The following is an 18,171-nucleotide window of genomic DNA, read 5'->3' as shown; positions in this document are numbered from 1 at the left end:
CCCCGTGACCACTCCCTCCCCGGACCCCGACCGCGCCCGCACCGTGCTGCTGCGCGGCGGCGACGTCTACACGCCGGCCGACCCGTTCGCCACGGCGATGCTGGTCGTCGGCGGCACCGTCGCGTGGGTCGGCTCGGACGACGCGGCCGCCGGTCACGCCGGGTCGGCCGACGAGGTCGTCGACCTCGGCGGCGCGCTGGTGACCCCGGCCTTCGTCGACGCGCACGCGCACGTCACCGAGACCGGCCTGGCGCTCGCCGGCCTCGACCTGCACGACGCGACGTCGCTGGCCGACGTCCTGCGCCGGGTCGAGGACGCAGCCCGGCGCGGCGGCGGGCGCCCCGTGCTGGGCACGGGCTGGGACGAGCGCGGCTGGCCCGAGGGCCGCGCCCCGACCCGCGCCGAGCTCGACCGCGCGGCGTACGGCGGCTCGGTCTACCTGGCCCGGGTCGACGTCCACTCGGCCGTGGTGTCGAGCAGCCTCGCGGCCACCGCGGGCCTGCGCGACCTCGACGGCTGGGACGACGACGGGCGGGTCGAGCGGGCCGCCCACCACGCGGCGCGCGACGCCACCCGGGCCGGGCTGGACTCCGGCGCCCGGCGCGAGCTCCAGCGCACCGCGCTGCAGGCCGCCGCGGCGGCGGGGGTCGGCTCGCTGCACGAGATGTCGGCGCCGCACATCGGCACCGACGAGGACCTGCGCGCCCTGGTGCAGCTGGCCGCCGAGGGCGACCTGCCCCAGGTGCTCGCCTACCGCGGCGAGCTGGTCGGCTCCGAGGACGACGCCCGCCGCGTGCTCGAGCGGCTCGACCTGCCCGACGGCGCGCTGCGCGGCCTGGCCGGTGACCTGTGCGCCGACGGCTCGATCGGCTCGCGCACCGCCAGCCTGCGCGCCCCGTACACCGACCGGCCCGACCACCGCGGCCACGCCTACCTCGACGTCGAGCAGGTGCGCGACCACCTCGTGGCCTGCACGCGGGCCGGCCTGCAGGGCGGGTTCCACGTCATCGGCGACGCGGCGCTGGACGTCGTCGTCGCCGGGCTGCGGGCCGCCGCCGACGTCGTGGGGGAGCCTGCCCTGCGCCGTGCCCGGCACCGGCTCGAGCACGTCGAGATGCCGGACGACGACGCGGTGGCCACGCTGCAGCAGCTGGGCGTGCACGCCAGCGTGCAGCCGGCGTTCGACGCGTGGTGGGGCGGCGCGGACGGCCTCTACCGCGAGCGCCTCGGCACCGAGCGAGCCGCCCGGATGAACCCGTTTGCGGCGATGGCCGCGGCCGGGGTGCCCCTGGCGCTCGGCTCGGACTCGCCGGTCACGCCGTTCGACCCCTGGGGCGCGGTGCGCGCCTGCGCCTTCCACCACGAGCCGCAGCAGCGCACGAGCGCGCGGGCCGCGTTCCTCGCGCACACCCGGGGTGCGTGGCGGGCCGCCGGCCACGACGAACGCGGCGTCCTGGCTCCCGGCAGCGACGCGACGTACGCCGTGTGGCGCGCCGGCGAGCTCGTCGTCCAGGCACCGGACGACCGGATCCAGGCCTGGAGCACCGACCCGCGCTCGGGCACGCAGGGCCTGCCCGACCTGACCCCCGGCCACGACCTGCCGCAGTGCCTGCGCACGGTCGTGCTCGGCCGCACCGTGCACGACCTCGAAGGAGCCCTCTCGTGAGCACCCGTCCCGTCCTCGAGCTCGACCCGCAGGTGGTGCGCACCGCGCGCCGGCTGGCCAAGAAGGCCGGTGCCCCCGTGGTGAAGCTCGCGCGCACGCACACGACGGTGTCGGTCGAGCGCGCCCTGCTGCGCCTGACCGGGCTGGCGGGCGCGGACGCCGAGCGGGTGCCCTGGGTCAACCACCTCGTCGACGCGGTGCGGGCCGACGTCGGCCTCGAGCACGGCGTGGCCCTGCCGGTGTGGGACGCGCTGCTGCACGACCAGGCGCCCGACCTGCTCACCCTGGCCCAGAAGGCCAGCACCGGCGCCGTGAGCTTCCGGCTGCCCGAGGGCCGCGACGCCACCCGCGCGTCCACGGCGGCCCGGCGGGCGGCCGGTGCCGGCGTCCGGGCGATCGACAAGCGGCGGGTCGAGCGCGACCGGCTGATCAAGCGCCTGGGCGACGCGCCGCGGCGCCCGTGGATCTACCTGATCGTGGCCACCGGCGACATCTACGAGGACATCCCGCAGGCCCAGGCGGCGGCGCGCGAGGGCGCCGACATCATCGCGGTCATCCGCTCGACCGGGCAGAGCCTGCTCGACTACGTGCCCGAGGGCGCGACGCGCGAGGGCTACGCCGGCACCTACGCCACTCAGGAGAACTTCCGGCTGATGCGCGCCGCGCTCGACGACGTCGGCAAGGAGCTCGGCCGCTACGTGCGCCTGACCAACTACGCGTCCGGTCTGTGCATGCCCGAGATCGCGACCCTGGCCGGGCTCGAGCGCCTCGACATGATGCTCAACGACTCGATGTACGGGATCCTCTTCCGCGACATCAACCCGATCCGCACGTTCGTCGACCAGCGCTTCAGCCGCCAGGTGCACGCGCGCGCCGGCATCATCATCAACACCGGCGAGGACAACTACCTCACCACCGCCGACGCCGTCGAGGCCGCGCACACGGTGACGGTCAGCCAGCTGATGAACGAGTACTTCGCCAAGGAGGCCGGGCTCGAGGACTGGCAGCTCGGCCTCGGCCACGCCTTCGAGATCAACCCCGAGGTGCCCGAGTCCTTCCGCCTCGAGCTAGCCCACGCGCTGCTGGCCCGCACGCTGTTCCCGGACGCACCGCTCAAGTGGATGCCGCCGACCAAGCACATGACCGGCGACGTCTTCCGCGGCTACCTGCTGGACGGGTTCTTCAACCTGGTGGGCTCGATGACCGGCCAGGGCATCCTGCTCGTCGGCATGATGACCGAGGCCGTGGTGACGCCCTTCCTGTCCGACCGCGACCTCGCGCTGCAGAACGTGCGGTACGTCATGGACGCCGCGGGCGGGCTCACCGAGGACTTCCACCCGCCGCGCGACGGCTTCATCCAGACCCGCGCCCGCCAGGTGCTGTCCGAGGCCGTCGACCTGCTCGACCGGATCGTCGACGACACCATGCTCGAGGCCATCGCCGACGGCACCTTCGGCCTGATGAAGCGCCCGGCCGACGCCGGCAAGGGCCTGGACGGCGTGGCCCGGCGAGCGCCCGGCTACCTGAACCCCGCGATCGACCTGCTCGAGGAAGGCGCCACCCGATGAACGACGTGCAACGGCTCGAGCCGAAGGTCGTGCGCCCCTACGGCGACACGACGGGGGACGGCATGGTGCAGGTCTCCTTCACCCTGCCGCTGCCTCACGACAAGCGGGCCGAGGGCGCCGCCCTGCAGCTCGCCGCGAAGATGGGCCTGGAGCCGGCGCTGCTGGTGCACGCGAAGGCGATGGGACCGGACTTCACGTTCTTCGTCGTCTACGGGTCGGTCACCCACCTGGTCGACCTGGCGAAGGTCCACGTCGTCGAGCGCGAGTACCCGCTGCTCCCGGCCAAGGAGGTCAACGCCGCGATCAAGTCCCGGCTGCGTCGCCGGTTGGTCGTCGTCGGCGCCTGCATCGGCACCGACGCGCACACCGTCGGCATCGACGCGATCCTCAACATCAAGGGGTTCGCGGGCGAGAAGGGTCTGGAGTACTACCGCGAGATCACTGTCGTGAACCTCGGCGCCCAGGTGCTGGTCCCCGAGCTGGTCGAGCGGGCCCGGGCCGAGAAGGCGGACGCCGTCCTGGTCTCCCAGGTCGTCACCCAGCGTGACGCGCACCTGCACAACACGGCGGAAATGTCGGCGGCGTTCCGCGAGGCCTACCCGGCCGGCCAGCGGCCGCTGCTCGTCGTCGGCGGCCCGCGGTTCGACGAGCTCGCGGCCGAGCGTCTCGGCGTCGACCGGGTCTTCGGCAAGGGCACCACGCCCGGCGAGGTGGCGTCCTACCTCGTGCACGCCCTGATCCCGCCGCGCGAGAGGAAGACCGCATGACCAGCCAGGCCAGCGCCGCCCCCGTCGACCACACCGGGCTCGTCGTCGTCCACCGCCGGTACGTGCCGTACTCGCACGCGCACTACGCCGGGAACCTGGTCGACGGCGCCTACTCGCTGGCCGCGTTCGGCGACGTCGCCACCGAGCTGTGCATCCGCACCGACGGCGACGAGGGGCTGTTCGCGTCGTACTCCGACGTGCAGTTCCGGGCGCCGGTGCGCGCCGGCGACGTCCTCGAGATCGAGGCGCGGGTCGTGCGCACCGGGCGGCGCAGCCGCGAGATCGCCTTCGAGGTGCGCGTCGTGTGCCGCGGCCGCAGCGACCTGGGGGAGTCGGCGGCCGAGGTCCTCGACCCGCCGCTGGTCGCCACGACCGCCACCGGCACCGTCGTCGTCCCGCCGAGCGGCGAGCGGTGACCGCGACGACGTGAGCGCGCTCTCGGCGTGTCGTGGCACGACACGCCGAGAGCCGCGAGAAATCGCGGTGAACGTGGGGTGGCCGCCCAAAGCCGTTGACCTGCAACGATCCTGAGTTCTCGCAGGTCATCGGCCGGTTGACACCGACGCGCTGACGAGTAAGTTTCCTCACCGTCGTCCACCGCGGCGACGCAGCAGCAGAAGAGCCGGCGACCCCCTCTCGGGGTCGCGACCAGGAGGGGGATTCACCCGGGGCCAGAGACGGCACGCACCGCTCTCGACCAGCCAGGCTCCGACGGCCGGACCCCTCCACCAGTCCGGGGTGGACGCGGACGGGCCCGCCAGCGCTCAGTAGACAACACCGATCGACCTCGCACCCAGCGGGGAGACGGTGGCACCAACGGCGCGGCGGGCCCGACCCATGTCCGGACGCCGCCGGCCAACCCCCGGCCGGTCCCGCACCGCCGCGTCGAGCGCCCGCCCGGCCAGGTAGCGTGTGCTGGTGGAGACCGGACGTCGCGCGCCCGTGCCGCTCGTCGTGGCGCTGCCGCAGGCCGTCGTGGCCGGGCTGGCGACCCGCATGGCCTTCCCCGACCCGGGCTGGTGGCCCCTCGCCGTCGTCGGCCTCGCGCTCTGGCTCGTCGCGCTCGTCGGCCGCAGCCGCCGCGCCGGTGCGCTGCTCGGCCTGGTCTACGGGCTGGCCTTCTTCGTCCCGCTCCTGCACTGGAGCGGCATCTACGTCGGGGCCCTGCCGTGGCTCGCGCTCTCGACCCTGCAGGCGGCCTACCTGGCGCTGCTCGGCGTGGCGCTGGTGGGCGTCCTGCCGCGAGCCGGGTGGTCGCTGCGGCGGTCACTGAGCGCGACCGTCGTCGTCGCCGGGCTGTGGACGGCGCAGGAGGCCCTGCGCGACCGCACGCCCTTCGGCGGCTTCCCGTGGGGGCGGCTGGCGTTCGCCGTCACCGACGCGCCCTACCTGCACCTCGCGGCCCTGGGAGGAGCGCCGCTCGTGACCTTCGCCGTGGCCTGGACCGCCGCCGCCCTGGCCTGGGCTGCCGTCGTCCTGCTCGCCGGCGGGCGGCTGCGCCCGTCGCGCCCAGCGGCCCTGGCCGTGGCGGCCGGCGTCGTCGTCGTGGGCGGCGCGGGCGGGCTGCTCGTGCCGCTGCCGACGTCCGGGCGCACGGTGCAGGTCGCCGGCGTGCAGGGCGACGTGCCCGAGCCCGGGCTGGACTTCAACGCCGAGCGCCGGGCGGTGCTCGACAACCACGCGCGCGGCACGACCGACCTGGCCCGGCGCGTCGACGCCGGCACCGCACCGCGCCCGGACGTCGTGGTCTGGCCCGAGAACTCCAGCGACATCGACCCGTACCAGCAGGCCGACGCGCACGCGGTGATCGACGACGCGGTCGACCAGATCGGCGTCCCGACCCTGGTCGGCGCGGTGCTGCAGCGCCCGGCCGGCAAGCTCACCAACGCCTCGATCGTGTGGCGGCCCGGCCCCGGCCCCGGCGAGCTGTACGCCAAGCGCCACCCGGTGCCGTTCGGCGAGTACATCCCGTACCGCTCGTTCTTCCGCCGGATCAGCACCCAGGTCGACCTGGTGCAGCGCGACTTCGTGGCCGGCCACCGAGCCGGCGTGCTCGACCTGGGCCCGACGCGCGCCGGGGTCGCGATCTGCTTCGAGGTCGCCTACGACGACCTGGTGCGCGACACCGTGCGCGGCGGCGCCGACCTGCTGGTGGTGCAGACCAACAACGCGACCTTCGGCTACTCCGACGAGGCCGTGCAGCAGCTGGCGATGTCGCGGCTGCGCGCGGTCGAGCACGGCCGGTCGGTGGCGCACGTGTCGACCGTCGGCGTCAGCGCGCTCATCACGCCGGACGGCCGGGAGGTGACGCGCAGCGCGCTGTTCACCCCCGCCGTGCTGCAGGCCGCGCTGCCGCTGCGCACCGCCACGACGGTGGCCGACCGGCTCGGCGGCTGGGCCGAGCTGGCGCTGGTGGTGCTGGGTCTGCTGGGCGCGGTCGCGCTCGCGGTGCCGGGCCGTCGCCGGCCCGGCGAGCCGACGTCCGACGAGCGGTTAGGCTCATCCACCGCAGCCGCGCCCGACGCCGGGACGGCACGCAGTCCGGCGGTCGAGAAGGCGGAGGCAGGGTGAGCGAGTCCCACGCGGACCGGGTGCTGGTGGTCGTGCCCACCTACGAGGAGCGCGACAACCTCGAGACGGTCGTGGGACGGCTGCGTCGGGCCGTCCCGGACGCCGACGTGCTCGTCGCCGACGACAACTCCCCGGACGGCACCGGCCAGATCGCCGACGCGCTCGCCGCGGCCGACGACCACGTGCACGTCCTGCACCGTGCGGGCAAGCAGGGTCTCGGCGCGGCGTACCTCGCCGGCTTCACCTGGGGGCTGGACCGCGGCTACGACGTGCTGGTCGAGATGGACGCCGACGGCTCGCACCAGCCCGAGCAGCTGCCGCTGCTGCTGGCCGCGCTGGCCGACGCCGACCTGGTCCTCGGCTCGCGATGGGTCCCCGGCGGTCAGGTCGTCAACTGGCCGCTGAGCCGCAAGCTCATCTCGCGCGGCGGCACGACCTACGCCCGGCTCGCGCTCGGCGTCCCGATCCGCGACGTCACCGGCGGGTACCGCGCCTTCCGCGCCAGCGCGCTGCGCGCGCTCGACCTGCAGGACGTCGCCTCGCAGGGCTACTGCTTCCAGATCGACCTCGCCTGGCGCGCCGTGCAGCGCGGGCTGCGGGTCGTCGAGGTGCCGATCACCTTCGTCGAGCGCGAGCGCGGCGAGAGCAAGATGAGCGGCGCGATCGTGCGCGAGTCGCTGGTGCGCGTCAGCGCGTGGGGGCTCGCGCACCGGGCGCGGCAGGTGTCCGGGGCGCTGGGACGGGCGCGCTCGCGCTCGGCGAGCGCTGGGTCGTGAGCGCCCGGACGACGGGTGGCCGGCCCCGCGGGCGGCGGCTGCTCGCCGTCCTCGTGGTGCTGCTGCTGGTGGTGCCGACGCTCGAGATCGCGGTGATCGTGGCGGTCGGGCGGGCGATCGGGGGCTGGCCCACGCTGGGCCTGCTGCTCGTCGAGTCGGCGCTGGGCGCCTGGCTCGTGCGGCGCGAGGGCTCGCGCGCGTGGGCGGCGCTGGTGCAGGCGCTGCAGACCGGCCGGATGCCCGCGCGCGAGCTGAGCGACGCCGCGCTGGTGCTGGTGGGCGGCACCCTGCTGCTGGCGCCGGGGTTCCTGACCGACGTCGCGGGGTTCGCGTGCGTGCTGCCGGTCAGCCGGCCGCTCGCGCGCCGGGCGCTGGCCGGCCTGGTCGAGCGACGGCTGCTGCGCGCAGCCGGTCCGGGTGCGCGGTGGCCGGGGTCGCCGTCCGGCCCGGTGGTGCCGGGGACGGTCGTGGACGACGAGCCACCCCGGCCCGGGGACGACGGAGCCGGCCGCACCAGCTAGGGGACTGGTGCGACCGGCTCGCGGTCGGGCTGCTGGCCGGAGGGGGGACCAGCCGCAGCCGCACCGGGCTGCGCGCTCCGGGGGGAGCTAGGCGCTGCGCCGGTGGCGCGTGGGGCGCTGCGCGGCGCGCAGCAGCGCGAGACGCTCGTCCAGCAGCACCTCGAGGTCGGCGATCGAGCGCCGCTCGAGCAGCATGTCCCAGTGCGTGCGGGCGGGCTTGGTGGGCTTGGCCTCGGGGCGCTCGGAGTCGACCAGCAGCGCCTCGGAGCCGCAGCGGCACTCCCACAGCGCCGGCACCTCGGCCTCGACGGAGAACGGGATGCGGATCACGTGACCCTTGGGGCAGTGGTACTCGGCGACCGTGCGGGCGGCGGGCTCGACGCCCTCGTCGCTCTCCAGGCTCGACGCGCCGAGACGCGTGCCGCGCAGGCTCTTGTCACTCATGGGGGACCCTCCTCGGACGGGTCGGTGGTGTCCCGTCACCTACCAGAACGCGCCAGGGGCCCGGAGGTGTTCCACCTGGGGTGTGGAGATGCCGTGAAGGCGCTCACACCGCCGCATCTGCGCAGGTCAGGGCCTCGCCGGGCCCGTCCTCACAGGACCGCGGGCTCGACGTTGCCGGCGTCGCGGACGCCCTGGCGCACGTCGACCGTGCGCAGCAGGACGCCGCCGAGCACGAAGAACACGATCAGCGCGAGGATCGCCGGCCGGTAGGAGTCGGTGATCTGGTGCACGAGACCGAACAGCAGCGTCCCGAACCAGCTCGTGCCGCGCTCGCAGGCCTGGTAGAGGCTGAAGTACTCGGCCTCGCGACCGCGCGGCACCAGCTGGCTGTACAGCGAGCGCGAGAGCGCCTGGCTGCCGCCGAGCACCACGCCGATGAGGACGGCGAGCGCGAGCCACAGCGGGAACTGGCCCCGCGGCAGGAAGAAGCCGATGGCGACGACCAGCGCCCACATGACCAGGCTGGACAGGACCACGTCGCGCGCGCCGTAGCGCGCGGCGGCCCGGCCGAAGATCAGCGCGCCGCCGAACGCCACGATCTGCACCAGCAGGATCGTGAGGATGAGCTGGTTGGTGTCGAAGCCGAGCTGCTCGGCGCCGTACACGCTCGAGACGCCGATGACGGTCTGGATGCCGTCGTTGAAGAACAGGTAGGCGAGCAGGAAGCGCAGCGTGTGGGGGAAGCCGCGCAGGTGCCGGAAGGTGTTCGCCAGCTGGCCGAACGCCTCGCGCACCACCGACCCCTGCACGGGGGCCACGTTCACCGGCGCGCGGTCGCGCAGGCCGAGGTAGGGGATCAGCGTGAACACGCCCCACCAGACGCCCGCGGTCAGCAGGCTCCAGCGCACGGCCTCGCCCTTGGTCAGGCCGAACGTGTCGTGCAGCGTGACGAGGGCCAGGTTGATGGCGAGCAGGACGAAGCCGCCGAGGTAGCCCAGGGCCCAGCCGCGGCTGGAGACCCGGTCGCGCTCGTCGGGCGTCGCGATCTGGCACAGGATCGCGTCGTAGACGACCAGCGAGGCGCCCAGGCACAGGCTCGCGACCATCAGCAGGACGACGCCGAGCTGCCAGCCGCTGCCCTGCACGAACCACATGGCCGACGCGGCCAGGGCGCCGACCCACGCGAAGCCGGCCAGGATCTTGCGCTGGTGCGGCGACCGGTCGGCGACCGCACCGACCACCGGCAGCACGAGCGCCGACAGGATGGTGGCGAAGGTGACGGCGTAGAAGACCAGGGATCCCGGGCTGATCGGGATCCCGAGCACCGACAGGTCGGTGGAGCAGGTGGCGTCGGAGTCCTGCCCCGGGCAGGCCGCGGCCTTGGCGATCGTCGTCAGGTACGGCGCGAACAGCACCGTCGCCGTCGTCGTCACGTAGGCCGAGTTGGCCCAGTCGTAGAAGTACCAGGCGCGCTGCTCGCGGTGCCGCTCCGCCGGGTCGATCGAGCGCGCGGTCGCGCCGTCGTCACCAGGCACGGTGTCGGCGTGGGTCACGGGGCCCTCCCAGGGCGGGGGCGCCGGTGTGCGGCGCGTGGGTGCTGGCGCCGATCATGCCGTGCGGGCGGACCGCTCGCGCAGCACTTCGCGCAGCGTGTCCGACCGGTCGGTGATCAGCCCGTCGACGCCGAGGTCGAGCAGGCGGTGCATCTCGGGCGCCTCGTTGACCGTCCACACGTGCACCTGCAGGCCCAGCCGGTGGGCGACGGCCAAGGAGTGGGCCGTCACCACGCGCAGCGGTCCGGCGCCCGCGGGCACCTGGAACGCCACGGCCTGCGGGTCGCGGGGCCGGGCCAGCCGGTCGCCGAGCCGCCCGGGCAGCAGGCTGGCGCACCGCCAGCGGCTGACCCCGCGCCGGCCGGGCGAGGAGGCGACTCGAGGGCCCAGCAGCCGGTGGACGGCCGCCGAGCGGCGGTCGTCGAACGCCGTGATGCAGACCCGCTCGACCGCCCCGGCGCGCCGGACGACGTCGGCGAGCGGCGTGACCGCCGGCCAGTCCTTCACGTCGACGTTCACCCGCAGGTCCGGCCAGGCGTCGAGCAGGTCGGCCAGCCGCGGCACGACCTCGGACCCACCCACCCGGATCGAGCGCAGCTCGGCCCAGGTGAGGTCGGCGATCGCCCCGCGCCCGTCGCTCACGCGGTCGAGGACGCTGTCGTGGAAGGCGACGACGACGCCGTCGCGGGTGGCGTGGACGTCGGTCTCGACGTGGGTCATGCCCAGGTCCACCGCCGCGGCGAACGCGGTCATGGTGTTCTCCAGGCCGTCCAGCGAGAAGCCGCGGTGCGCCATCGCGAGCGGCCCGTCGACGTCCAGGAAGGGGTGCAGCGGACGGGTCACGCTCAGCCCGCGAACTCCCAGTGCCACGGCTCGGGGCGCGACCCGGCCGGCCCGGCCCAGGCCGGGTGGAACCAGCCGAGCAGCGGCGCGTGCGCGAGCATCCACGCGTGCTGCTCGGTGCCGAAGGACTGGACGCCGCCGCACAGGTCGACCGCGACGCCCCACCCGTGGTTGCTGGTGCCGGGCTTGGCGGCGAGCGCCGGCTTGGCGGCGTACACCGCCACCTGCGCGGCCAGCGAGCGGTAGGAGTCGGTGAGGCACAGCGGCGTGCCGAACTGCGCGGCGTACTGGTGCGAGAGCCGGGTGAGGGCTGCCGCGGCGTCGGCGCGCAGCAGCGCGGTCGGCGCCCCCCAGACCGGGCAGAGCGCCGCGGTCGGGATGGTGCCGTTGGGGTAGCCGGCGGTCGGCAGGCCGCGGCAGCCGGACGCCGGCGCGTGGCCGGCCGCCTTCACCACGGCCTCGGCGGCCGCGAGGTTGGCCTGCTGCTGGGCGCTGAGCCTGCCGGTGCCGACGAGGTGGGCCTGCTGGAGCTCGAGCTGGGCGGTGGCCAGCTGTGCCTGCTGCTGCAGCGAGCGCAGCCGGGTGAGCGCGGCGGTGGCCCGGGCGCGTGCGGCCTGCGCCCGGGCGGCGGCCAGGGCGGCCTGCTGGGTGGCCTGCGCCTGCACCTGCACCGAGTCCTGCAGGCGCTGCACGGCGCGGCCGCCGGCGACGCCGATCTCCTGCAGCACCGACAGGTCGTGCGCGACGGCCCCGGTGCTGTCGCCCTCGAGCGCGACCAACCAGCCCTCGTAGGTGGCCATCGGGCCGCCGACCGCGTAGGTGTCGCGGGCCCACTGGCCGAGGGCGTCGCGCTGGACGGTGAGGTCGCCCTGCAGGCGGGAGAGCAGGTCGAGGTTGGCCTGGCGCACCCGCTGCGCGTCGGCCTCGGTGGCCCGGGCCTGACCGAGGTCGTCCAGCGCGGTCGAGATCTGCGCCCCGACGGCCTGCAGCTGCTCGAGCGCGGCCTGCAGCCCGGCCGCCGTGGCCCGGCGCTGCGCGGACAGCGCGGCGGCCTGGGCCAGCTGCTCGGCGACCTGCTCGGGGGTGAGCGGGTCCTCGTCGTGCGGCTTCTCCGGCGGCGGGGCGACCGTGGTCGTCCCGGTCTGGGTGCTGGTCGCGGTCCCGGTGCGGGTCGGCGTCGCGGTGGTCGAACCGCTCGGCCCCGTGGTGGTGCTGGGCGACGCGGTCGAGGTAGGCGACCCGGTCGGGCTGGGTGACGCGGTGCCGCTCGGCGGCTCGGTGGGCGTTGTGGTGCCCGCCGGCGTGACCGGCGTCGACGGCGCGGTGGTGCTGGCCAGGGCGCCGGTGGCGGGACCCATCGCGAGCGCGCACGTCGTCATGACGACGACGGCGGCCTGGACGGCCCGGCGCTGGCGCTTCACGGTGGTGCTCCCCTGGGGCGGTGCGTGGCACGTCAAACCTAACCCTGCGGACGTCGCGGGGCAGCAGAGTTGGGGTGACAGGTTGGTGACGTGCGACCCTGCTCGTGACGGATGGGGCGCATGGGGCGCACGAGAGCAGATCGGGGCGAGATGACGGACGTCGGCGAGCGCGGTCCCAGCACCGCGGCGGTGTTCGACCGGGCGCAGGAGTCGTGGAGGGCGTGGCAGGAGTCGCCGTGGGGCCGGTTGCGCTACGCCCTCGTGGCGCGGCTGCTCGACCGGCACCTGCCGGCGCCGGCCGCGGCGGGCGAGCCGCCGGTGGTGGTGCTCGACGTGGGCGGGGGCGACGGCGCGGACAGCGTGCGGCTGGCTGGTCCCGGGCGCGCTGTGGTGGTGGCCGACGCGTCGTCGGCCATGCTCGAGCGGGCGGTGGGCCGCGTGCACGAGGCCGGGGTCGACGTCCGGACGACGGCGGCCGACCTGGCGGTCCTGGCCGACGACGCCGTCGTGCGCGAGGAGGCGCCGGACGGGGCGGACGTCGTGCTCTGCCACCACGTCCTGCAGTACTGCGACGACCTGGACACCGCCGTCGGCCAGGTGCTGGCGGTGGCGCGGCCCGGCGCGCTGGTGTCGGTGATGGTGTCGAACCCGGTGGTGCACGTGCTGGCCGCGGCCGTGCGCGACCTCGACCCGGAGGCGGCGCTCGCACTGCTCGACGCCGAGACCAAGCGCACCGCGACCTTCGACCACGCGATGCGCCGGATCACCTGGCAGGACGGCGTCGCCGCGCTCGAGCGCGCGGGGTGCACGGTCGAGGCACGCTACGGCGTCCTGTGCGTCAACCACCTAGTCGTCGACGACGAGCGCAAGCACGACCCGCAGTTCGCCGCCGCCCTCGGCCGGCTCGAGCTGGAGCTGGCCGACCGCGACCCCTATCGCGACGTCGCCGCGATGTGGCTGGTCGTGGCGCGACGGTGACCGAGGGCGACGTGCCCGGCGCGGTGGTCGAGCCGCTGCGCCACCACACCGGCAACGGCGTGACGGGCGGCGTCGACCGGCTCACCTGGCCGGACGGCAGCCGGCTGGTGCGCAAGCGCCTGCTGCCACCCGGCGCGCGGACCTCGCGGCCCGGGTGGGCGGCCGGCGCGGAACCGCAGCACTGGAACTCCTGGCGCCGCGAGGAACTCGCCCTGACCTCGCCCGACCTGGCCGCCGCCCTCGTCGGCACCGGGCTGCGCACCGCCGGGCTGGTGCAGGTCGAGCCCGGCGCCGACGGCTCGACCACCCTGTGGCTGCGCGACGAGCCGGGCCGCACCGCCGGGGCCCTCGACCTCGACGACCACCGGCGCGTCGCCCACGGCCTCGGCCGGTGGCAGGGCGGCTGGACGACGTCCGGGGCGCCGCTGCCCGGCTGGACCTCGCGCGGGTTCCTGCGCGCGTACCCCGCCGCGCACGACGTGCGGTGGGACCTGCTCGAAGACGACACGGCCTGGGACGCGCCGCTGGTGCGGGCCCACCTGCCGCGCGGGCTGCGGGCGGGCTGGCAGCGGCTGGTCGCCCACCGCGAGCGGCTGACCGCGCTGGTCGAGGGCTGCCCGCGCACCTGGTGCCACCTCGACGCCTGGCCGGCCAACGTCGTCGTGCCGCCCGCCGAGGCCCGCCACCCGGACGTCGTGCTGCTGGACCTCGCCTTCACCGGTGACGGCGCGCTGGGCGAGGACGTCGGCAACTGGGTGCCCGACACCTTCCTCGACCTGCTGCAGCCCGTCGACCGGCTGGACGACGTCGAGCGCGTCGCGCAGGCGGCGTACCTCGAGGGCCTGGCCGCCGCCGGCTGGACCGGTGACGAGCGGCTGGTCCGGCTCGCCGTCACGGCGTCCGCGGTCAAGTACGCCTGGCTGCTGCCGCTGGTGCTCGAGCGCGCCCACGACGCCGAGCACCGTGCGTACGGCGAGGTCGTCGACGCCGAGCAGCTGCACGCGGCCCGCGGCGTCGTCCTCGACCGGCTGGTGTCCTGGGCCGACGAGGCCCCCGCGCTCGCCACGGCACTCGGTCGCTAGGGTCCGGCCGTGCCCACCCCGTCGCTCCCGGTCGACCCCGACCTGCCGGAGCCCCGGTCCCGCCACCTGGCCGGTCGCCCGCGGCGCTCGGACGCGCTGCTGGTGGTCGCGCTCGGCGGGGCCCTGGGCTGCCTGGCCCGCTGGGGCCTGACCCGCGCCCTGCCGGTGGCGCCCGACGTCCCGTGGGCGACCCTCACCGCCAACCTCGTCGGCTGCCTGGCCCTCGGCGCCCTGATGGTCGTGGTGGTCGAACGCCGTCGCGGCCACCCGCTGCTGCGGCCGTTCCTCGGCGTCGGCGTGCTCGGCGGCTTCACGACCTTCTCGACGTACGCCCTCGACGCCCGCGCGCTCGTCGCGGACGACCGCGCCCTGCTCGCGCTCGGCTACGTCGCCGGCTCGCTGGTCGGCGGCCTGCTCGCGACGGTCGTCGGCCTCCGGCTGGCCCGGGCGGTGACCCGCCGATGACCGCCCTGCTGGTGATGCTCGGAGGCCTGGTCGGCGCGCCGCTGCGCTACGTCGTCGACCAGGTGCTCACCGCCCGGCGTCCGGGCCTGTTCCCGCTCGGCACCTTCGCGGTCAACACGACCGGGTCGCTGGTGCTCGGTGTCGTGGCCGGCGCGGTCTCCGCCGGCGCGCCGACCTGGCTGGCGACCCTCGTCGGCACCGGGTTCTGCGGCGCGCTCACGACGTTCTCGACCTTCTCGTTCGAGACCGTCCGGCTGGCCGAGGAGGGCGACTGGACGACGGCGCTCGCCAACGCCGCCGGCAGCCTGCTGCTCGGGCTGGCGGCGTGCGCGGGCGGGTTCGCGCTCGCCGCCGCCCTGGGCTGAGGACGGGCCTCAGGCCTCGGTCAGCGTCGTCGGCGCGCCGTGCACCGACGGGATGGTGCCGAGCTTGCCGGCCTGGAAGTCCTCGAAGGCCTGCACGACCTCGGCGCGGGTGTTCATGACGAACGGTCCGGCCCAGGCCACCGGCTCGCGGATCGGCCGGCCGCCGAGCACCAGGACGTCGAGGTCGGGCTCGGCCAGCGGCTGGCTGGTCGCGGCGTCGACCTGCAGGTGGTCGCCCGGGCCGAGCACCACGAGCTGGCCCTTGCGGACCGGACGACGGCCGCTGCCGACCGTGCCCTGGCCGGCCAGCACGTACACCAGCGCGTTGAAGTCCGGCCGCCACGGCAGCTCCAGGCGAGCACCGGGCGAGACGCTGGCGTGGACGAACGCGATGGGCGTGTGGGTCGTGCCCGGACCGCGGTGCCCCGCGACGTCGCCGGCGATGACGCGGACCAGCGCCCCGCCGTCCGGCGTCGTGAGCAGGCCGGCGTCACCGCCGCGCAGGTCCTGGTAGCGCGGGTCGGCCCACTTGTCGGCGCGGGGGAGGTTGACCCACAGCTGGACCCCGTGGAACAGGCCGCCGCTGACGACGAGCTCCTCGGGCGGCGACTCGATGTGCAGCAGGCCCGAGCCTGCCGTCATCCACTGCGTGTCGCCGTTGGTGATCCGGCCGCCGCCGCCGTGGGAGTCCTGGTGGTCGAAGGTCCCGTCGATGATGTAGGTGACGGTCTCGAAGCCGCGGTGCGGGTGCCAGGGAGTGCCCTTGGGCTCGCCCGGCGCGTACTCGACCTCGCCCATCTGGTCCATGTGGATGAAGGGGTCGAGCTCGGTCAGGTCGACGCCGGCGAAGGCCCGGCGCACCGGGAAGCCCTCGCCCTCGAAACCGCTGGGGGCGCTGGTGACGCTCTTGACCGGGCGCTCGGTGCTGATCGCGCGGTCGACGGGGTCGATGCGGGTCAGGACGGTGAGGTCGGGGACGGTGATCGCGGGCACGGTGGCCTCCTGACGAAGTATTTGCGTGTTCAACTATCGCAGACCAGAACGCCGTCGACAAGCACGTCTGTTCCCGCGGGGGAGGGAGCGGTCAGGTCGGTGGCAGCACGCGCTTGAAGCCCTCGTGCGGGGCCTCGCAGCGGACGTCGTCCGCCACCGCCGCGCGGAACACGACGTCCGGACCGGCCGGGTGGTCTGCGCGGTCGCTCACGCGAGCAGCTCGAGCAGAGCGCTGGCGTAGGCGCACTCGACGTCTACGTGGCGCACGGCGCTGCGGCCACCGACCTCGACCGTCACCTCGGCGCCCTCGCCGTCGACCGCGAGCTGGGCGAACCGCGCGCCGAGCAGGGCGCGCAGCTGGTCCTCGCGCGGCAGCCACAGGACGTCGTCGACCTCGACGCTGTCCATGGCCCACTCGGTGGTGCCGTTGAAGCCGATGACCTGGCGGTCGACGAGCTCCTGAACCTCGACGGTCATGTCGCTGATGACGAAGACGTCGCCGTCCATGTCGCGGTCGGCGACGACGAACCGGTCGCCGGACGACGGCGTCCAGCGCACCCCGACGTCGCGCAGCCGCCGCGCGAGCTCCACCGTGATCACGCCCCCATCGTGCCCCGAGGCGCTCAGTCGTGCCGCGCGGTCCACTCCAGGAGCCGGTCGACGGGCCAGGTGGTGACGACCCGGTCGGCCGGCACGCCGCAGGCGACGGCTCGGGCCACGCCGTACGGGCGCCAGTCGAGCTGGCCCGGGGCGTGCGCGTCGGTGTCGATGCTGAACAGGCACCCGGTCTCGACCGCCAGGCGCAGCAGCTCCTTCGGCGGGTCGAGCCGCTCGGGCCGGGAGTTGATCTCGACCGCGACGCCGAACTGCCGGCAGGCCTCGAAGACGATCTCGGCGTCGAACTCCGACGGCGGGCGCGGTTTGCCGGTGCGCGTGTTCTTGGTGACGTAGCGGCCGGTGCAGTGCCCCAGGACGTCGGTGTGCCGGTTCGCGATCGCGGCCACCATGCGCCGGGTCATGGCCTGCTTCTCCATCCGCAGCTTGGAGTGCACCGAGGCCACCACGACGTCGAGACGACCCAGCACCTCGTCGTCCTGGTCGAGCGCCCCGTCGTCCAGGACGTCGACCTCGATGCCCGACAGGAACCGGAACGGCGCGAGCTCGGCGCCGACGCTCTCGACGATCTCGAGCTGCTTCTCCAGCCGCGCGGTCGTCAGGCCGTTGGCCACGGTGAGGCGTGGGGAGTGGTCGGTGAGGGCGAGGTACTCGTGGCCCATCTCGGCCGCGGTGCGCGCCATCTCCTCGATCGGGCTGCCGCCGTCGCTCCAGTCCGAGTGGCTGTGCAGGTCGCCCTTGAGCTGGGCCATCAGCGCCAGCCCGGCCTCGTCGAGCTCGACCAGGTCGGACGGCTTGTCGCGCAGGCCCTCCAGGTAGGACGGCACGCGGCCGTCGAGCGCCTCGCCGATGACGGTGGCGGTGCGGTCGCCGATGCCGCCCAGCTCGGTGAGCGTGCCGGACCGGTGCCGCTGGGCCAGCTCGTCGGCGTCGGTGCGGGCCACGACGCCCGCCGCGGTGCGGAACGCCTGCACGCGGTACGTCGACTCCAGCGCCCGCTCGAGCCGGAAGGCGATCTCGCGCAGCGCTTCCAGAGGATCCATCGCCCCATCATGGCCCAGCCCCCCGACGTCCGTGTGGCACGATCGCTGACGTGACCGGGGCTCCGACGATGCAGCACCTGCGCGACCTCGCGCTGCTGCGCCGCGTGCGCGACCGCATGGACCGCGAGTTCGCTCAGCCGCTGGACGTCGAGGCGCTGGCCCGCGGGGTGAACATGTCGAGCGGTCACCTGAGCCGGCAGTTCCGGCTCGCCTACGGCGAGTCGCCTTACAGCTACCTCATGACGCGGCGGATCGAGCGGGCCATGGCGCTGCTGCGGGTCGGGGAGCTGAGCGTCACCGACGTCTGCTTCGCCGTCGGCTGCCAGTCGCTCGGGACCTTCAGCACCCGCTTCACCGAGCTGGTCGGGATGTCGCCCAGCGCTTACCGGCGCGCCGAGGCCGCGAAGGACGCCGGGCTCCCCGCGTGCGTGGAGAAGCAGGTCTCGCGACCGGTCAGGAATCGAGAAGCAGCCGCCCCCGAGCCCCACCTAGCCTGAGCG

19 protein-coding genes are annotated in these 18,171 nt (G+C 75.1%); 12 read left to right on the top strand and 7 right to left on the bottom strand.

Features of this window, described 5'->3' with window-relative positions:
- Positions 1 to 4: 4 nt before the first annotated feature.
- From ACYVJ4_RS03665 to ACYVJ4_RS03635, 7 genes are all read left to right on the top strand, one after another.
- Positions 5 to 1,666 (top strand): amidohydrolase, encoded by a 1,662-nt coding sequence (locus ACYVJ4_RS03665; RefSeq protein WP_460458751.1) that lies wholly within the window; start codon positions 5 to 7, stop codon positions 1,664 to 1,666.
- The gene (kamD, locus tag ACYVJ4_RS03660; protein ID WP_460458750.1) at positions 1,663 to 3,234 is read left to right on the top strand and encodes a lysine 5,6-aminomutase subunit alpha; all 1,572 of its coding nucleotides are present in this window, start codon (positions 1,663 to 1,665) and stop codon (positions 3,232 to 3,234) included. The genes ACYVJ4_RS03665 and kamD overlap by 4 nt, the downstream gene beginning before the upstream one ends.
- Positions 3,231 to 4,001 (top strand): lysine 5,6-aminomutase subunit beta, encoded by a 771-nt coding sequence (kamE, locus tag ACYVJ4_RS03655; protein ID WP_460458749.1) that lies wholly within the window; start codon positions 3,231 to 3,233, stop codon positions 3,999 to 4,001. Before kamD ends, kamE begins: the two co-directional genes overlap by 4 nt.
- Positions 3,998 to 4,417: a 3-aminobutyryl-CoA ammonia lyase gene (gene kal, locus ACYVJ4_RS03650; protein WP_460458748.1), complete on the top strand. Its 420-nt coding sequence runs from the start codon at positions 3,998 to 4,000 to the stop codon at positions 4,415 to 4,417. Before kamE ends, kal begins: the two co-directional genes overlap by 4 nt.
- 502 nt (positions 4,418 to 4,919) lie before the next feature.
- Complete coding sequence (gene lnt, locus ACYVJ4_RS03645; RefSeq protein ID WP_460458747.1) at positions 4,920 to 6,572, top strand: apolipoprotein N-acyltransferase; 1,653 nt, start codon at positions 4,920 to 4,922, stop codon at positions 6,570 to 6,572.
- On the top strand, positions 6,569 to 7,348 hold the full coding sequence (locus tag ACYVJ4_RS03640; protein WP_460458746.1) for a polyprenol monophosphomannose synthase: 780 nt from the start codon (positions 6,569 to 6,571) through the stop codon (positions 7,346 to 7,348). The genes lnt and ACYVJ4_RS03640 overlap by 4 nt, the downstream gene beginning before the upstream one ends.
- Positions 7,345 to 7,869 carry an FxsA family protein gene (locus ACYVJ4_RS03635; protein WP_460458745.1) on the top strand — a complete coding sequence of 175 codons (525 nt, stop codon included), beginning with the start codon at positions 7,345 to 7,347 and terminating at the stop codon, positions 7,867 to 7,869. Before ACYVJ4_RS03640 ends, ACYVJ4_RS03635 begins: the two co-directional genes overlap by 4 nt.
- Before the next feature lie 87 nt (positions 7,870 to 7,956).
- Here ACYVJ4_RS03635 and ACYVJ4_RS03630 read toward each other — a convergent pair whose 3' ends face one another.
- The 4 genes from ACYVJ4_RS03630 to ACYVJ4_RS03615 form a co-directional block, all read right to left on the bottom strand.
- Entirely contained in the window at positions 7,957 to 8,313 is a 357-nt protein-coding gene (locus ACYVJ4_RS03630; protein ID WP_460458744.1) for an RNA polymerase-binding protein RbpA, read from the bottom strand.
- Positions 8,314 to 8,462: 149 nt separating this feature from the next.
- Positions 8,463 to 9,866, bottom strand: coding sequence for an MFS transporter (locus tag ACYVJ4_RS03625; RefSeq protein WP_460458743.1), 1,404 nt, complete (start codon positions 9,864 to 9,866; stop codon positions 8,463 to 8,465).
- Positions 9,867 to 9,920: 54 nt separating this feature from the next.
- Positions 9,921 to 10,661, bottom strand: coding sequence for a glycerophosphodiester phosphodiesterase (locus ACYVJ4_RS03620; RefSeq protein WP_460458809.1), 741 nt, complete (start codon positions 10,659 to 10,661; stop codon positions 9,921 to 9,923).
- Positions 10,662 to 10,711: 50 nt separating this feature from the next.
- Positions 10,712 to 12,130: a M15 family metallopeptidase gene (locus ACYVJ4_RS03615; protein WP_460458742.1), complete on the bottom strand. Its 1,419-nt coding sequence runs from the start codon at positions 12,128 to 12,130 to the stop codon at positions 10,712 to 10,714.
- 150 nt (positions 12,131 to 12,280) lie between these two features.
- On the opposite strand from ACYVJ4_RS03615, the gene ACYVJ4_RS03610 reads away from it, so the two are divergent.
- Genes ACYVJ4_RS03610 through crcB (ACYVJ4_RS03595) form a run of 4 tightly spaced genes read left to right on the top strand, consistent with a single transcriptional unit; the run spans position 12,281 to position 15,020 of the window.
- Positions 12,281 to 13,108 carry a class I SAM-dependent methyltransferase gene (locus ACYVJ4_RS03610; RefSeq protein WP_460458741.1) on the top strand — a complete coding sequence of 276 codons (828 nt, stop codon included), beginning with the start codon at positions 12,281 to 12,283 and terminating at the stop codon, positions 13,106 to 13,108.
- Positions 13,105 to 14,190, top strand: coding sequence for an aminoglycoside phosphotransferase (locus ACYVJ4_RS03605; protein WP_460458740.1), 1,086 nt, complete (start codon positions 13,105 to 13,107; stop codon positions 14,188 to 14,190). The genes ACYVJ4_RS03610 and ACYVJ4_RS03605 overlap by 4 nt, the downstream gene beginning before the upstream one ends.
- A gap of 9 nt (positions 14,191 to 14,199) precedes the next feature.
- Positions 14,200 to 14,655, top strand: a complete 456-nt coding sequence (gene crcB / locus ACYVJ4_RS03600) for a fluoride efflux transporter CrcB (protein ID WP_460458739.1) — start codon at positions 14,200 to 14,202, stop codon at positions 14,653 to 14,655.
- Complete coding sequence (gene crcB / locus ACYVJ4_RS03595; RefSeq protein WP_460458738.1) at positions 14,652 to 15,020, top strand: fluoride efflux transporter CrcB; 369 nt, start codon at positions 14,652 to 14,654, stop codon at positions 15,018 to 15,020. Before crcB (ACYVJ4_RS03600) ends, crcB (ACYVJ4_RS03595) begins: the two co-directional genes overlap by 4 nt.
- 9 nt (positions 15,021 to 15,029) lie before the next feature.
- Here the strand turns inward: crcB (ACYVJ4_RS03595) and ACYVJ4_RS03590 are convergent, their stop codons facing one another.
- The 3 genes from ACYVJ4_RS03590 to ACYVJ4_RS03580 all read right to left on the bottom strand — a co-directional run bounded on the left by ACYVJ4_RS03590 (position 15,030) and on the right by ACYVJ4_RS03580 (position 17,671).
- Complete coding sequence (locus tag ACYVJ4_RS03590; protein ID WP_460458737.1) at positions 15,030 to 16,013, bottom strand: pirin family protein; 984 nt, start codon at positions 16,011 to 16,013, stop codon at positions 15,030 to 15,032.
- A 207-nt stretch (positions 16,014 to 16,220) separates the two neighbouring features.
- Positions 16,221 to 16,613: a pilus assembly protein CpaE gene (locus ACYVJ4_RS03585; RefSeq protein WP_460458736.1), complete on the bottom strand. Its 393-nt coding sequence runs from the start codon at positions 16,611 to 16,613 to the stop codon at positions 16,221 to 16,223.
- A gap of 23 nt (positions 16,614 to 16,636) precedes the next feature.
- Entirely contained in the window at positions 16,637 to 17,671 is a 1,035-nt protein-coding gene (locus ACYVJ4_RS03580; RefSeq protein ID WP_460458735.1) for a PHP domain-containing protein, read from the bottom strand.
- A gap of 68 nt (positions 17,672 to 17,739) precedes the next feature.
- On the opposite strand from ACYVJ4_RS03580, the gene ACYVJ4_RS03575 reads away from it, so the two are divergent.
- Positions 17,740 to 18,168 (top strand): helix-turn-helix transcriptional regulator, encoded by a 429-nt coding sequence (locus ACYVJ4_RS03575; RefSeq protein ID WP_460458808.1) that lies wholly within the window; start codon positions 17,740 to 17,742, stop codon positions 18,166 to 18,168.
- Positions 18,169 to 18,171: the final 3 nt, after the last annotated feature.

Source organism: Angustibacter peucedani, assembly GCF_054779595.1.
The sequence above is the reverse complement of the archived record's forward strand: the minus strand, read 5'-3'. Positions and strand labels throughout refer to the sequence as shown.

Coding starts and splice junctions, on each gene's coding strand:
- kamE (WP_460458749.1), top strand. CDS start 3,231: ATGAACGACGTGCAACGGCTCGAGCCGAAGGTCGTGCGCCCCTACGGC.
- kal (WP_460458748.1), top strand. CDS start 3,998: ATGACCAGCCAGGCCAGCGCCGCCCCCGTCGACCACACCGGGCTCGTC.
- ACYVJ4_RS03630 (WP_460458744.1), bottom strand. CDS start 8,313: ATGAGTGACAAGAGCCTGCGCGGCACGCGTCTCGGCGCGTCGAGCCTG.
- ACYVJ4_RS03620 (WP_460458809.1), bottom strand. CDS start 10,661: ATGGCGCACCGCGGCTTCTCGCTGGACGGCCTGGAGAACACCATGACC.
- ACYVJ4_RS03610 (WP_460458741.1), top strand. CDS start 12,281: ATGACGGACGTCGGCGAGCGCGGTCCCAGCACCGCGGCGGTGTTCGAC.
- crcB (WP_460458738.1), top strand. CDS start 14,652: ATGACCGCCCTGCTGGTGATGCTCGGAGGCCTGGTCGGCGCGCCGCTG.
- ACYVJ4_RS03580 (WP_460458735.1), bottom strand. CDS start 17,671: ATGGATCCTCTGGAAGCGCTGCGCGAGATCGCCTTCCGGCTCGAGCGG.
- ACYVJ4_RS03575 (WP_460458808.1), top strand. CDS start 17,740: ATGCAGCACCTGCGCGACCTCGCGCTGCTGCGCCGCGTGCGCGACCGC.